This is a genomic window from Streptomyces sp. NRRL S-920 (genome assembly GCF_000717945.1).
In the GTDB taxonomy this organism is placed as follows: domain Bacteria; phylum Actinomycetota; class Actinomycetes; order Streptomycetales; family Streptomycetaceae; genus Streptomyces; species Streptomyces alboniger.
In genome coordinates, this window is record NZ_JODF01000002.1 from 193,935 (window position 1) to 207,729 (window position 13,795).

Consider the following 13,795-nt stretch of genomic DNA (forward strand, 5'->3'; position numbering starts at 1 on the left):
CCCCGTCCCCCTGGGAGGCCCATCGCCATGCGCTCACCTCGTTCCGCGGCGGCAGCTCTGCTCGTCCTCGCGATGGTCCTCACCGGCTGCGTCCGCGAGGGCGGCCGCATCGACATGGGCCCCACCGGCGGCACCCCCGTGGAGGGCGGCACGGCGACGATGGCCCTGCCCCCGGCCGCGACACCCAACTGGATCTTCCCGATCGGCGCGCCCGGCTACGGCGCCTCGTACAACAGCGGCATCTACTCACTTCTGTTCACGCCGGTGTACGACGCCGTAATGGACACGGCGAAGGGCGAGCTGACCACGCACGGACCCGGCACGCTCGGTCTCGCCCCGAAGTACAGCGACGGGAACAAGACGGTGACGGTGCCGCTGCGCGAAGGCGTGAAGTGGTCCGACGGGAAGCCGGTCACCGCGCGCGACCTGGAGTTCTGGTTCCGCCTCGTCAAGGCCAACAAGGCGGAGTGGGGCGGCTATTCGGTCGGCGCGATGCCGGACAACGTCAAGCGGTTCGAGACGCTCGACGAGCACACCGTACGGATTCACCTCGCACGCGCGTACAACCCGGACTGGTTCACCGCCAACCAGCTCACGCTACTGCGGGCGCTGCCCCAGCACGCCTGGGACGCGAAGACCGACGGCGGGCGGATCGGCGACTGGGACCGCACGGCCGAGGGCGCCAGGGCGGTCTTCGCGCGGCTCACGAAACACGCGAAGAGCCTCGGCTCGTACGGCTCCGACCCGCTGTGGAAGACCGTCAACGGGCCGTGGAAGCTCGCGGGCTGGCGGGACAGCGGTCAGGTCACGATCGTGCCGAACGAGAAGTACACCGGCCCGGCGTCGGAACGCCCCCACCTGGACAAGGTCGTCTTCAAGCCGTTCACGACGGCCGACTCCGAGTTCAACGTGCTGCGTTCGGGCGGCGTCGACTACGGCTACATCCCTCCCTCGGTGATGGCGCAGAAGGAGAAGTTCGAGGACAAGGGCTACCGCGTCGATCCGTGGGAGGGGTGGGCGGCGACGTACATCGTCTACAACTTCAACTCCACGCACGGCGGCCCCATGATGGACCAGCTCTACATCCGCCAGGCCATGCAGCACCTCGTCGACCAGCAGGCGATGAGCGACGTCGTCTGGCAGGGCAGCGCCACCCCGACGCTCGGTCCCGTGCCGACGACACCGAAGAGCCGGTACCTGTCCAAGGCCATGGAGCGGAACCGGTACCCGTACGACGTGCGCGAGGCCCGGCGTCTCCTCGCCGCGCACGGCTGGCGCACCAAGGACGGCACGGCCCGCTGCGTACGCCCGGGGACGGGCGAGGACCGGTGCGGCAAGGGCATCGAGAAGGACGCGCCGCTGGAGCTGACCCTGCTCTCCCAGTCCGGCTCCACCGAGACGACGAACATGATGCAGGAGTTGAAGTCGTCGCTGTCCAAGGCCGGCATCGAGCTGAGCGTGCGTCAGCAGCCGCTCAACTCCGTCCTCGGCAACTCCGTCCCGTGCGAGGCGAAGGACCCCGGCTGCGACTGGGACATGTCCTTCTTCGGGACCGCGGGCAGCTGGTACTACCCGCTCAACCCCAGCGGCGAGCAGCTCTTCTCGACCGGGGCCTCCGCCAACTTCGGCAACTACAGCGACAAGCGGGCCGACCGCGTCATCCGGGGCGTGCAGTACTCCCCCGACATGAAGGCCGTGCACGAGTACGGCGAGTACCTCGCCGAGCAGCTGCCCGTGATGTGGATGCCCAACCCGGCGTACCAGGTCTCGGTGATCCGCAACGACCTGCGCGGCGTCGTGCAGAACCCGACGGTCGGCTTCACGCCCCAGCACTGGTACTACGTCAAGAAGAAGGGGGCCGGGAAGTGACCGGCAGCAAGGGCTCCACCGGCTTCACCGGCTTTCTGGTCAAACGCCTCCTCCAGGCGGTCGTCGTGCTCTTCCTGGTGTCGGTCATCGTCTTCGTACTGCTGCACCTGCTGCCGGGCGGCCCCGCGCGCGCCATCCTCGGCCCGAAGGGCACGCCGCAGCAGATCGAGCGCTTCAACCACCAGCAGGGGTACGACCGTTCACTGCCCACGCAGTACGCGATGTATCTGAAGCGGCTGCTCACGGGCGACCTCGGCGAGTCCTTCAAACTCAACTCGCCCGTCCTCGACCTGCTCAGACAGCGCCTGCCGAAGACACTGCTCCTCACCGTCCTGTCCACCGCCCTCGCGGTGATCATCGCGGTCCCGCTCGGCCTGCTCCAGGCCGTGCGGCGCGGCAAGGCGTCGGACTACGCGCTGACGGGGCTCGCCTTCCTGCTGTACGCGACGCCGGTGTTCTTCCTCGGCCTCATCATGATCATCCTGTTCGCGCAGGTCATGCCGGTCCTCCCCGCGGAGGCACCCCAGGGCGAGACGGTCGGCGAACTCCTCGGCGACCTCTCCGGTCTGGTGCTCCCCGTGGTCACCATGGCCTTCGGCATCATCGCGATGTTCAGCCGCTACATGCGCTCGGCAGTGCTCGACAACCTCACCGGGGACTACGTCCGCACGGCGATGGCCAAGGGCCAGTCGAACCGCCGGATCATGGTCAGGCACGTCCTGCGCAACGCGCTGATCCCCCTCGCGACCCTCCTCGGCCTCTACCTCCCGACCCTCTTCAGCGGCGCCCTCGTCGTCGAGTCGATGTTCAACTACCCAGGCATGGGGCTGCTGTTCTGGAACGCGGCGCAGGGCTCCGACTTCCCCGTCCTGCTCGGCGTGACGCTCGTCGTCGGTGTCGCCACCGTCGTCGGCTCGCTGCTCACCGACGTCCTGTACGCCGTTCTCGACCCCCGGATACGGAGCGTGGCATGAGTACCACGGCAGCCCCCGTCACCGCCCCCGGCCATGAGGAGGCGGCGCGGGCCACGCCCTCGCTGGCACGCCGCACGCTCCAGGTCTTCACCGGCAACAAGCTCGCGTTGACGGGCGTGGTGGTGCTGCTCCTGCTGCTCGCGTTCAGCTACCTGGGCCCGCTCCTGTACTCCACCGAGCAGGTCCACACCGACCTCTCCCGGGCGAACCTCCCGCCCGGCAGCCCGGGCCATCTCCTCGGCACCACCGACCTCGGCTACGACATGATCGGTCGGCTGATGGTGGCCGGGCGGACGTCGCTCGAGATCGGCCTGGCGGCAGGCCTGCTGGCCACGCTCTTCGGCACCGTCTACGGCGCGGTCGCCGGTTACTTCGGCGGCTGGGCCGATGCCGTGATGATGCGGATCACGGACGCGGCGCTCGCCATCCCCGCGATGTTCCTGCTCGTCGTCGTCGCCGCGATCGTCACACCGAGCAAGGGCGTCCTCATCATGATCATCGCGGCGGTGGCGTGGCTGTCCCCCGCCCGCCTGGTGCGCGGCGAGGCCCTGGCGCTGCGCGACCGCGAGTACGTCCAGGCCATGCGGATGATGGGCGGCGGCGGCGCGCGGGCCGTCTTCAAGCACATCGTGCCGAACGCGATCGGCACGGTCATCGTCAACTGCACGTTCCAGATCGCCGACGCGATCCTCTACGTCAGCTACCTCGCCTTCCTCGGGCTGAGCATCCCGCCGCCCTCGGCCGACTGGGGATCGATGCTGTCCGCCGGCATCACCTACACGCAGAACGGTTACTGGTGGCTGATCTTCCCGCCGGGCATCGCGATCGTGCTGGTCGTCGCCGCGTTCAACTTCATCGGTGACGGGCTGCGGGACGCCTTCGAAGTGCGGCTGCGGAAGTAACGGGAGACACGACAGATGACCGAGCCCCAGTGCGCGGCCGCGCCCCGGCCCGCGACGGAACCCCTGCTCACCATCGAGGACCTGCGCGTCGACATCGCCTCGCGCGAGCGCACCGTCCACGCCCTCGACGGCGTCCGCCTGACCCTCGCCCCCGGTGAGGCCCTGGGCATCGTCGGTGAGTCCGGCTGCGGCAAGACGATGACCGCGCTCAGCGTCCTCGGGCTGCTGCCGCCGGGCGGCGCGATCACCGGCGGACGCGTCCTGTTCGAAGGCCGTGACCTCGCCGCCGCTCCCGCGCCCGTCCTTCAGGGCGTACGAGGGGACGCCATCGGCATGGTCTTCCAGGACCCGCTCACCTCCCTCAACCCCACGATGACGATCGGCGCGCAGGTCGCCGAGCCGTTGCTGCTGCACCGCCCGGGCATCGGCAGGAAGGAGGCGTGGACGCGGGCCGAGGAGATGTTGCGCCTGGTCGGCCTGGCGCAGCCCGCCGAGCGCATGAAGGGCTACCCGCACCAGCTGTCGGGAGGCATGCGCCAGCGCGTGGCGATCGCCATGGCCCTGGTCTGCGAGCCGAAGCTGCTGATCGCGGACGAACCGACCACCGCGCTGGACGTGACGACGCAGCACCAGATCCTGGAGCTGGTCGACGACCTGCGCTCCCGGCTGGGCATGGCGATGATCCTGGTAACCCACGACCTGGGCGTCATCGCCAACCGCGTGGACCGGGTCGCGGTGATGTACGCGGGCAAGGTCGCCGAGGAGTCGGACGTACGCGACCTGTTCGCGCGCCCGCGCCACCGCTACACCGAGGCGTTGTTCGCCGCACTGCCCGAGCGGGCGGCGGGCAGCGGCACCGCACTGCACACCGTCCCGGGCCTGCCGCCGAACCTCGCGGTGCGCCCCACGGGCTGCCGCTTCGCACCGCGCTGCGCCTTCGCCACCGACGAGTGCCGCACCGGCGAACCCCTGCTCGCCGACGACGAGGTCCGCGGCGCGGAGCACCGGTTCGCGTGCTTCCACCCGGTGCCGGACGAGGCCGTCACGCCGGAGGAGGTCGTGGCCCCACCACCCGTACCGCCCGCCGCGGAGCCCGGTGGTGTACTCCTCGAACTCGACGCCCTGGTCAAGGAGTTCCCGCTCAAGGGCGGCCCGTTCTCGCGCAGGCGCGGCACGGTCAGCGCGGTCGGCGGGGTGTCGCTCACGATCCGCGAGGGCGAGACGTACGGCATGGTCGGCGAGTCCGGGTGCGGCAAGACCACGCTCGGGCGGATCGTCGCGGGCCTGGAGGAGCCGACCGCCGGGGCGGTGCGCTTCAGGGGCGTCGATCCGGCGCGGATGTCGCGGGCCGAGCGGCGCGCGCACCGGCGCCGCGTGCAGCTGATGTTCCAGGACTCCACCGCCGCGATGGATCCACGGATGCGGGTCGGCGAGATCCTGCGCGAGCCCCTGGTGATCCAGGGCGTCGGCAGCCGCGCCGAGCGGGAGAGGCTGGTCGGCGAACTCCTCGACGCCGTCGGTCTGCCGCGCGGCGCGGTGCACCGCTACCCCCACGAGTTCTCCGGCGGCCAGCGTCAACGCCTCGGCCTGGCACGGGCGTTGACGCTCTCGCCCGATCTGGTGGTCGCCGATGAGCCGCTCTCCGCGCTGGACGTGTCCGTGCAGGCGCAGATCCTGAACCTGATGCGGGACCTCCAGCGCGAGCGCGGCCTGACCTATCTGTTCATCTCGCACGACCTGGCCGTCGTACGCCATCTGGCGGACACCGTGGGTGTGATGTACCTCGGCAAGCTGGTGGAGTCGGGCCCGGCCGAACAGGTGTACGCACGTCCGCTGCACCCCTACACACGCGGCCTGCTCGACACGGTCAACCTCCCCGACCCCGAGGCCGCCTCCCCCACGGAACGCGCGCCGCTGAAGGGCGAGACCCCCTCGGCGGCGAATCCCCCGTCGGGCTGCCGCTTCCGCACCCGGTGCGCCCTCGCCCAGGACGTGTGCGCCACGACCGAACCGCCCGCGAGCACCCCGAACGGACCGGGCCACCAGGTGGCCTGCCACTTTCCGTCGGCAGCGCCTTCGCTAACGTCGGCGGTGTGAGATTCGTCGATGTTCTTTCGCGTCGCCCGGTCGTGCTCGACGGCGGGCTCTCCAACCAGCTGGAGGCCGCCGGGCACGACCTGGGTGACGCCCTGTGGTCGGCGCGGCTGCTCGCCGACGAGCCCGGGGTGATCGAGGCGGCCCACCGCGCGTACTACCGGGCGGGCGCCGAGGTCGCCACCACCGCGAGCTACCAGGCGACGTACGAGGGGTTCGCCCGGCACGGCATCGACGCGCACCGCACCACCGAATTGCTGCGCCTGAGCGTGGAGTTGGCGCGGGCCGCCGGATCCGGGCTCGGGCGTGAGGTGTGGGTGGCCGCGTCGGCGGGCCCCTATGGGGCGATGCTCGCCGACGGCTCCGAGTACCGGGGGCGGTACGGCCTCACCGTGGACGAACTCGAGCGCTTCCACCGGCCCCGCCTCGAAGCCCTCGCCACGGCGGAACCGGACGTCCTCGCTCTGGAGACGGTCCCCGACACCGACGAGGCGCGGGCCCTGCTGCGGGCGGTGCGCGGCCTCGGGGTGCCGGCCTGGCTGTCGTACAGCGTCGCGGGCGACCGCACGCGCGCGGGCCAGCCCCTCGACGAGGCCTTCGCGCTCGCCGCCGACGTGGACGAGGTCATCGCGGTCGGCGTGAACTGCTGCGATCCGCGCGACGCCGACGCGGCCGTCGCGCGGGCCTCGCGCGTCACCGGCAAGCCCGTGGTCGTCTACCCGAACAGCGGCGAGACGTGGGACGCCGGGGCCCGGTCCTGGCGCGGCCCCGCGCGGTTCGCTGCGGGTCGGGTGGCGGGCTGGCGGGCGGCGGGGGCGCGGCTGGTCGGCGGGTGCTGCCGAGTGGGCCCCGCGGCCATCGCGGAGGTGGCCGCGGAGCTGGCGTCGCCGGGGCGGCCGACGGGCTGAGGACCGCGGGCCGAGGATCGCGGCCGACGAACGGAGGACACGGCGTCTACCTGCGAGAACGCCGCGTCGGAAGGTGACTGTCAGTGGTCGGGTGCAGACTGACGAATACCTGAGACAACGACGTCGCGGAGGTGGCCGCCATGGCCGATGTACTGCTGACCGTAGGCACGCGCAAGGGCCTGTTCATCGGCCGAAGGCGCTCCGGTGCCTGGGAGTTCGACGACAGCCCGTACTTCAACGCGCAGGCGGTGTACTCCGTCGCCATCGACACCCGGGGCCCCGCCCCCCGCCTCCTCGTGGGCGGAGACAGCGCGCACTGGGGCCCCTCCGTCTTCCACTCCGACGACCTCGGCCGGACCTGGACCGAGCCCGCGAAGCCCGCCGTGAAGTTCCCGAAGGACACCGGGGCGTCACTGGAGCGGGTGTGGCAGCTGCACCCCTCGGCCGCCGAGCCGGACGTGGTGTACGCGGGCACGGAGCCCGCCGCGCTGTACCGCTCGGAGGACCGCGGCGAGAGCTTCGCGCTCGTACGCCCGCTGTGGGAGCACCCCACCCGCTCCCAGTGGATGCCGGGCGGCGGCGGGGAGGGTCTGCACACCGTGCTGACCGACGCCCGCGACGCCGGGGCGGTGACGGTCGCGGTGTCCGCCGCCGGGGTGTTCCGCACCCTGGACGGCGGCGCGAGCTGGGCCCCTTCGAACAAGGGCGTCTCCGCGGTGTTCCTCCCGGAGCCCAACCCGGAGTTCGGCCAGTGCGTGCACAAGGTCGCGCGGGACGCGGCCGATCCGGACCGGCTGTATCTCCAGAACCACTGGGGGGTGTACCGCAGCGACGACGCGGGCGCGCACTGGACGGACATCGGCGGCGGCCTGCCCTCCGACTTCGGCTTCGCGGTGGTCGCGCACCCCCGCCGGGCCGACACGGCGTACGTCTTCCCGATCACGGCGGACAGCGACCGGGTCCCCGCCGACCACCGCTGCCGCGTCTACCGCACGGCCGACGCGGGCAAGAGCTGGGAGCCGCTGAGCGCGGGCCTGCCCCAGGAGGACCACTACGGCACGGTGCTGCGCGACGCCATGTGCAGCGACGGCAACGACCCGGCGGGCCTGTACTTCGGCAATCGCAACGGCGAGGTGTACGCCTCGGCGGACGACGGCGACAGCTGGCGGCTGCTCGCCTCGCACCTGCCGGACGTGCTCTGCGTGCGGGCGGCGGTCATCGATTGATCGGCGCGCGCGTTACGGCAGTAGGGTGACGCCGTGGCACCACGACCCTTGCATGAAATCGTCGAATCCGGCTGGGCCAAGGCCCTGGAGCCGGTGGCCGAACGGATCGCCGGGATGGGCGACTTCCTGCGCGCGGAGATCGCCGCGGGACGCACCTACCTCCCCGCGGGAGCGAACGTGCTGCGCGCGTTCCAGCAGCCCTTCGACGACGTCCGCGTCCTGATCGTCGGCCAGGACCCCTACCCCACGCCCGGCCACGCGGTGGGGCTGTCGTTCTCGGTCGCGCCCGACGTCCGGCCGCTGCCCGGCAGCCTCCTCAACATCTACCGCGAGCTGAACACGGACCTGGGCCTGCCCCCGCCGTCCAACGGCGACCTCACCCCCTGGACCCAGCAGGGCGTCCTGCTCCTCAACAGAGCGCTCACCACGGCCCCGCGCAAACCGGCGGCGCACCGCGGCAAGGGCTGGGAAGAGGTCACCGAGCAGGCGATCCGGGCGCTGGCCGCGCGCGGGAAGCCGCTGGTGTCGATCCTGTGGGGGCGTGACGCGCGCAATCTGCGGCCGCTGCTCGGGCAGTTGCCGTCGGTGGAGTCCTCGCACCCCTCCCCCATGTCGGCGGACCGCGGCTTCTTCGGCTCGCGCCCCTTCAGCCGGGCCAACGACCTGCTGGTGCGGCAGGGGGCGGAGCCGGTGGACTGGCGGCTGCCGTGACCGGCCCGGCGTGGGTGCTGGGCGTGGACTCGGGGGGCTCCGGGCTGCGGGCCGCCCTCGCCCCGCCGGACGGCACGCCCCGCCGGGACCTGGTGCACTCCGGGGAGCCCGTGCGCTCCACGGTCCCGGTGCGCACCGGGTCGCGCGGCATCGACGCCGGGCACTTCATGGAGCAGCTGCTGCCCATGGCAGGCGCGCTGCTGGAGCGGGCGGGCGGCGGGCGGATCACGGCTGTCGCGGTCGGCGCCGCGGGGATGGCGGCCCTCGGTGAGGACCTGCGCGCCGAGCTGCCGTCCGCGCTCCAGGAGACCTTGGGCGTACGGCGCCTGGCGCTCGCGGCGGACGCCGTCACCGCCTACGCGGGCGCGCTCGGGGAGCGCCCGGGAGCGGTCGTCGCCGCGGGCACCGGGATGATCGCGATCGGCACCGACCTCACCGCCTGGCGCCGCGCCGACGGCTGGGGCCATCTGCTCGGGGACTGCGGCGGCGGGGCCTGGATCGGCCGTGCGGGACTCGAGGCGGCGATGCGGGCGCACGACGGCAGACGCGGCGGCTCCGCGGTGCTCCTCGCCCGCGCGCAGAAGATGTTCGGCCCCCTGGCGGACCTGCCGGGTCGGCTCTATCCCCGCGCCGACCGGCCCGCGGTCCTCGCCTCCTTCGCGCCCGAGGTGGCCCGCTGCGCGGCGGACGACACCGTGGCGTGCGGCATCCTGCGGGACGCGGCCCGCCATATCGCCGACGCCGCGGTGGCGGTCCGCCCGGCGGCCGGGGTATGTGAAGTCGCCTTCACGGGCGGCCTGTTCAAGCTGGGCGAGCCGCTGCTCGCCCCGCTGCGCGAGGAACTGGCCGGCCAACTGCCGTACGCGCGAACGGTTCCCGCGGCCGGTGACCCGCTGGACGGCGCCCTGCGCATAGCGGTCGATATCGCCCGGGGCGGGCTGCGGCTGCCGGTCGACGCGCGCATGCTCTCCGTCCATCAGCAAGGCGACAGTTGACCTCTACGTAATTCATCAGACAAAAACGGACTTATACCGCCCACCTGCACCCTCCCCGAACAGGGAGGTCCCGCAAGCCAGTAGCATGCGGGCGCATGAGCTCCTCCACTGGGCCCGCATCCGGCCTGCCCGTACGAATGCCGCGCCCCCGTCAGCCGGGCCGGCACCGCCGTCCGGAGCCCGTCGCGGCTCCTGAGGGCGCGCCCGCACTGGTCCTCGCCGTGCCGGGCGCCCCCAGCACCACCACGCGCAGCCTCGCCGAGGAAGTCGTGAGCATCGCCCGCTCCGAGCTGCCCGGCCTCGACGCCAGAATCGGTTACGTCGACGGTGAGGAGGACGCCACCGTCACGTCCTTCCCCCAGTTCCCCTCGCTCCAGTCCGTGCTCGCGCACGCGTCCGCCGAGCGTGCCGCCCGCGTCGAGCGGGCGCGGGCCGCCGGTGCCGAGGTGGCCGAGCCGGACGGTCCCGTCGCGGTCGTCGTACCGCTCCTCGCGGGCCCCGACAGCGCGCTGATGCGCCGCATCCGGCAGGCCGTCGTGGAGAGCCGCGCCGCCGCCGAGCTGACCGACGTGCTCGGCCCGCACCCGCTGCTCGCCGAGGCCCTGCACGTGCGCCTCTCGGAGGCCGGGCTCGCCCGCGCCGACCGCGCCCGCCTGTTCACCGTGGCCACCGCGGCGGACGGCATCGTCCTCGCCACGGTCGGCGGCGAGGAGGCCGTCCAGGCCGCCGGGATCACCGGCATGCTGCTCGCCGCGCGCCTCGCGGTGCCGGTGATGGCCGCCGCGCTCGACCAGGAAGGCTCCGTCGCGGCGATCGCGGAGCAGTTGCGCGGATCGGGCTCGGCCCAGCTGGCGCTCGCCCCGTACCTGATCGGCCCCGAGCTGGACCCGGGTCTGCTCGACGTGGCCGCGAAGGACGCGGGCTGTTCGGTCGCCGAGCCGCTCGGCCCCTACCCGGCCATCGGCAAGCTGGCGCTCTCCAAGTACATGACGACGCTCGGCATCACCCCGCAGCAGCCGTCGGGCACGCCGGTGCACTGAGCCCCGCGCACGTACGCCGATGGGCCCGCCCCGATGTGGGGGCGGGCCCATCGGCGTACGTACCGGAGGGGCCGTCTCAGTTGAAGATCACGCAGGAGGCGGCCGGTGCCTCGATCGAGCCGGCCTTGCGGGGGATCCCCGTACCGGCGTCGATCGTGAACCAGGTGACGTCGCCGGACCGCTCGTTGGCGGCGTACAGGCGCCGACCCGAGGGGTCGATGGCCAGGTCGCGCGGCCAGTGCCCGCCGCACGGCACCGTGGCCGTCAGCCGCGGCGCCTCGCCCGCCGCGTCGAGCGCGAGGACCGAGATGACGTCCGCGCCGCGCGTGGCGGCCCACAGGAAGCGCCCGTCGGGCGCCACGACGACCTCCGAGGGGAAGACGTCGCCGTCCGGGGCGTCGACGAGGACGGCGACCTCGCTGAGCGGCTTGAGCATGCCGTCGTCGGCGTCCCAGGCGCAGACGGTGAGCGTGGGGGTCAGCTCGTTGAGGACGTAGGCGCGGTCGCCGCGCGGGTGGAAGGCCAGGTGCCGCGGCCCCGAGCCGGGACGCAGCGCCACCTCGCGGTGCAGCGCGAGCCCGCCGTCCCCGAGGGCGCACACGCGTACGGAGTCCGTGCCGAGGTCGACGCTGACCGCCCAACGGCCGCTCGGGTCCGCGAGGACCTGATGGGCGTGCGGGCCCTGCTGGCGCTGCGGGTGCGGCCCGGAGCCCGTGTGCCGCAGTTCGCCCGCCGGGGCGGCGAGACTGCCGTCGGCACGCAGCGGGACGGCGCTCACGCTGCCCGAGCGGTAGTTGGCGGTGAGGACGTGGCCGTCGTACAGGGCGAGGTGCGTGGGCGCCGAGCCGACCGGCACGGGGCGGCCGGCGAGCTGCGGCTTGTCCCCTTCGAGCCGGTACGCGGCGAGGGCGCCGTCGGAGGTCTCGCTCACCGCGTAGAGCGTGTCGCCGGTGGGCGAGAGGGCGAGGTAGGACGGGTCGGCGACCGCGTCGGTGGCGCCGAGGACGGTGAGCGCGCCGGTGTCCTCGTCGACGGCCGCGGTGAGGACACCGAGGCCTCCCGCGGCGGTGAAGGATCCGATGTACGCCCGTCCGGCGTGGTTGCCGTCGCCCACTGCTGTCCCCTCTCGGCCGGGGCGCCGCGTCCCTGGCGCCGCCCGTGCGGCCGACGCTAGCAGGCGGTCTAGACCAAGCGGCCTCCCCGCGCCGGGCGGACCGTCGTACCGGCCTGTCCGCTTGCACGTGTCACAGGTCACGCGGGCGCCGGGCGGTCGGCCGGAACAACGCGGTGGGGTCCGCCGTTCTTACCCATGTGGCTGCGGAGGGGACAGTGTCCCCGGGCCTCACCTATAGCCCATGGGGACGATCGTTCGGCTGAAGCCCCATGGAGCCTTTCGCCGAGAGGCGACCGCCCTCCGCACGTCACCATCGACGACCCCGGCTGGTCTCCCCCGTCCAGCCGGGGTCTTCTCATGTCCGGCGCGACGTTCTCCGCCGCGACGTTCGGGTCCGGCGGCGCGTCGTCGGCTCTCAGGCTCGGCTCTCAGGCCCCGATCAGCGGCGTGCGGGTGGGGCTGTGCAGGGGGTCGGCAAGCTCCGCGAGCGCCTTCTCCAGGCCGTGCAGATGGGCCAGCGCGGGTTCGGCCACGGCGCCGTGCGGCACGGTGGCGGGCTTGAGCGCCCGGCCGCGCGCACCCTCCGCCGGGGCCGTCAGCGCCTCCACCGCGACCTCCACCCGCCAGCAGGCGGCGGCGAGGCGGTCGTCGTGGGAGGCCTCGGGGTCGGCGGCGATGGAGGCCAGGCCGCGGACCTGGCGGGCGCAGTCGTCGAGCAGCAGGAGCACCTGGCGCGCGCGTTCCTTGCGGGCGCGCAGCGGGCTGAGCGGGTGGACGAGCGGTGCGAGCGAGAGCCGTACCCTGCCGAGGAGCTGTTCCAGTTCGGCGACGCGCGGCGCGGGGTCGGCCGACTCGGACCCGGCCAGGCGTGCGGCGGCTTCCGCCGTGCAGGCGTGCACGCACCGCAGGGCCCGCTGGATCCAGGCGTTGGTGGTGGCGTGGGTGGTGACGGGCAGGACGAGGAGCACCGCGAGGGCGGCCCCGAGCGCCCCGACGCCGGTCTCGGCGACGCGCAGGGCGAGGAGGGCCGGGTTGAGCACGCCGAGCAGGCCGTAGAGGACCCCGGCCATCACCGTGACGGCGAGCATCATCCAGGTGTAGGAGACGGCAGCCGTGTAGAAGATCCCGAAGACGCTGAGGGCGACGATGATCGCCGAGGGTACGGGCGCGCCGTTCAGCGGGACGGCGACGACGAGGCCGAGGGCGATGCCGAGCACGGTCCCGAGCACCCTGCGGAAGCCGCGGACGAGGGTCTCGCCGCTGGACGCGGTGTTCACGAAGATCCACCAGGTGGCGCCGACGGCCCAGTACCACCGCTCGTCGGAGAGCACCTGGCCTACGGCGAGGGCGAAGGCGCCGCCGGTGACCGCCTGGATCGCCTGGCGCGTGGTGGTCCGGGCGAGGCCGGTGCCGGCGGGCGCCGCGGGAAGGACGGGGGGCGGCAGGCGGCGTTCGTAGCACCACGCGCCGAACCGCACGGCCGACGAGGCGCACAGGGACAGCAGTACGGCGGCGTACAGCTCGGGGAGCTGGGCGGGGACGGTGTGCAGGAACTGCGTCGCGAAGAACATCATGAACGCGAACACGCCCAGCGAGTGCCCGCGCGGCCCCCACCGCCGCGCGTAGACCCCGGCGCCCATCACGGCCAGGAACGCGGCGTCCCGCGCGACGGGGACGTCGTGCAGAGCGGCGGCGAGAGCGAGTACCGGAAAGCCGACGGCCGGCAGCAGCGCGGTGGTGGCCGCCTGCGCCCGCACGGTCGAGTCGGTCACCGTGAACAGGGCGAGCAGCGCGGCGAGGCCTCCGGTGATCGCGGCCACCAGCGAATGGCCGAGCAGCCCGCACACGGCCACGGCCAGCGCGATGCCGAGGACGGCCCGCGAGGCGAAACGCAACCGCGCCCGCCCCGGATCCGGCGCCACGAACACCCTCTTCAGCACAGCTCTTCCGCCCCTTCCGGTT

General features: G+C 73.1%; 11 protein-coding genes. 9 read left to right on the plus strand and 2 right to left on the minus strand.

Going from position 1 to position 13,795, the window contains the following annotated elements; all coding sequences use genetic code 11:
• Positions 1-27: 27 nt before the first annotated feature.
• From IG54_RS0102390 to IG54_RS0102430, 9 genes are all read left to right on the plus strand, one after another.
• Positions 28-1,869: a peptide ABC transporter substrate-binding protein gene (locus IG54_RS0102390; RefSeq protein WP_030776643.1), complete on the plus strand. Its 1,842-nt coding sequence runs from the start codon at positions 28-30 to the stop codon at positions 1,867-1,869.
• Positions 1,866-2,843, plus strand: coding sequence for an ABC transporter permease (locus IG54_RS0102395; RefSeq protein ID WP_051819209.1), 978 nt, complete (start codon positions 1,866-1,868; stop codon positions 2,841-2,843). Before IG54_RS0102390 ends, IG54_RS0102395 begins: the two co-directional genes overlap by 4 nt.
• Positions 2,840-3,745: an ABC transporter permease gene (locus tag IG54_RS0102400; RefSeq protein ID WP_030776647.1), complete on the plus strand. Its 906-nt coding sequence runs from the start codon at positions 2,840-2,842 to the stop codon at positions 3,743-3,745. Before IG54_RS0102395 ends, IG54_RS0102400 begins: the two co-directional genes overlap by 4 nt.
• Before the next feature lie 15 nt (positions 3,746-3,760).
• Positions 3,761-5,842: a dipeptide ABC transporter ATP-binding protein gene (locus tag IG54_RS0102405; RefSeq protein WP_030776649.1), complete on the plus strand. Its 2,082-nt coding sequence runs from the start codon at positions 3,761-3,763 to the stop codon at positions 5,840-5,842.
• Positions 5,839-6,747: a homocysteine S-methyltransferase gene (gene mmuM / locus IG54_RS0102410; RefSeq protein WP_030776652.1), complete on the plus strand. Its 909-nt coding sequence runs from the start codon at positions 5,839-5,841 to the stop codon at positions 6,745-6,747. Before IG54_RS0102405 ends, mmuM begins: the two co-directional genes overlap by 4 nt.
• Before the next feature lie 140 nt (positions 6,748-6,887).
• Positions 6,888-7,973, plus strand: a complete 1,086-nt coding sequence (locus tag IG54_RS0102415) for a WD40/YVTN/BNR-like repeat-containing protein (protein ID WP_030776655.1) — start codon at positions 6,888-6,890, stop codon at positions 7,971-7,973.
• A 33-nt stretch (positions 7,974-8,006) separates the two neighbouring features.
• The gene (locus IG54_RS0102420; protein WP_030776658.1) at positions 8,007-8,684 is read left to right on the plus strand and encodes a uracil-DNA glycosylase; all 678 of its coding nucleotides are present in this window, start codon (positions 8,007-8,009) and stop codon (positions 8,682-8,684) included.
• Positions 8,681-9,679, plus strand: a complete 999-nt coding sequence (locus IG54_RS0102425; protein ID WP_030776661.1) for an N-acetylglucosamine kinase — start codon at positions 8,681-8,683, stop codon at positions 9,677-9,679. The genes IG54_RS0102420 and IG54_RS0102425 overlap by 4 nt, the downstream gene beginning before the upstream one ends.
• Before the next feature lie 95 nt (positions 9,680-9,774).
• Positions 9,775-10,719: a sirohydrochlorin chelatase gene (locus IG54_RS0102430; protein ID WP_078593620.1), complete on the plus strand. Its 945-nt coding sequence runs from the start codon at positions 9,775-9,777 to the stop codon at positions 10,717-10,719.
• A gap of 76 nt (positions 10,720-10,795) precedes the next feature.
• On the opposite strand, the gene IG54_RS0102435 is transcribed toward IG54_RS0102430, so the two are convergent.
• The gene (locus IG54_RS0102435) at positions 10,796-11,833 is read right to left on the minus strand and encodes a lactonase family protein (protein ID WP_030776664.1); all 1,038 of its coding nucleotides are present in this window, start codon (positions 11,831-11,833) and stop codon (positions 10,796-10,798) included.
• Between the two features lie 428 nt (positions 11,834-12,261).
• Entirely contained in the window at positions 12,262-13,773 is a 1,512-nt protein-coding gene (locus tag IG54_RS0102440) for an FUSC family protein (RefSeq protein WP_030776667.1), read from the minus strand.
• Positions 13,774-13,795: the final 22 nt, after the last annotated feature.

Excerpts from the sequence above, each read along its gene's own strand:
- IG54_RS0102390 (WP_030776643.1), top strand. The coding sequence starts at position 28 with ATGCGCTCACCTCGTTCCGCGGCGGCAGCTCTGCTCGTCCTCGCGATG.
- IG54_RS0102415 (WP_030776655.1), top strand. The coding sequence starts at position 6,888 with ATGGCCGATGTACTGCTGACCGTAGGCACGCGCAAGGGCCTGTTCATC.
- IG54_RS0102405 (WP_030776649.1), top strand. The coding sequence starts at position 3,761 with ATGACCGAGCCCCAGTGCGCGGCCGCGCCCCGGCCCGCGACGGAACCC.
- IG54_RS0102400 (WP_030776647.1), top strand. The coding sequence starts at position 2,840 with ATGAGTACCACGGCAGCCCCCGTCACCGCCCCCGGCCATGAGGAGGCG.
- IG54_RS0102430 (WP_078593620.1), top strand. The coding sequence starts at position 9,775 with ATGAGCTCCTCCACTGGGCCCGCATCCGGCCTGCCCGTACGAATGCCG.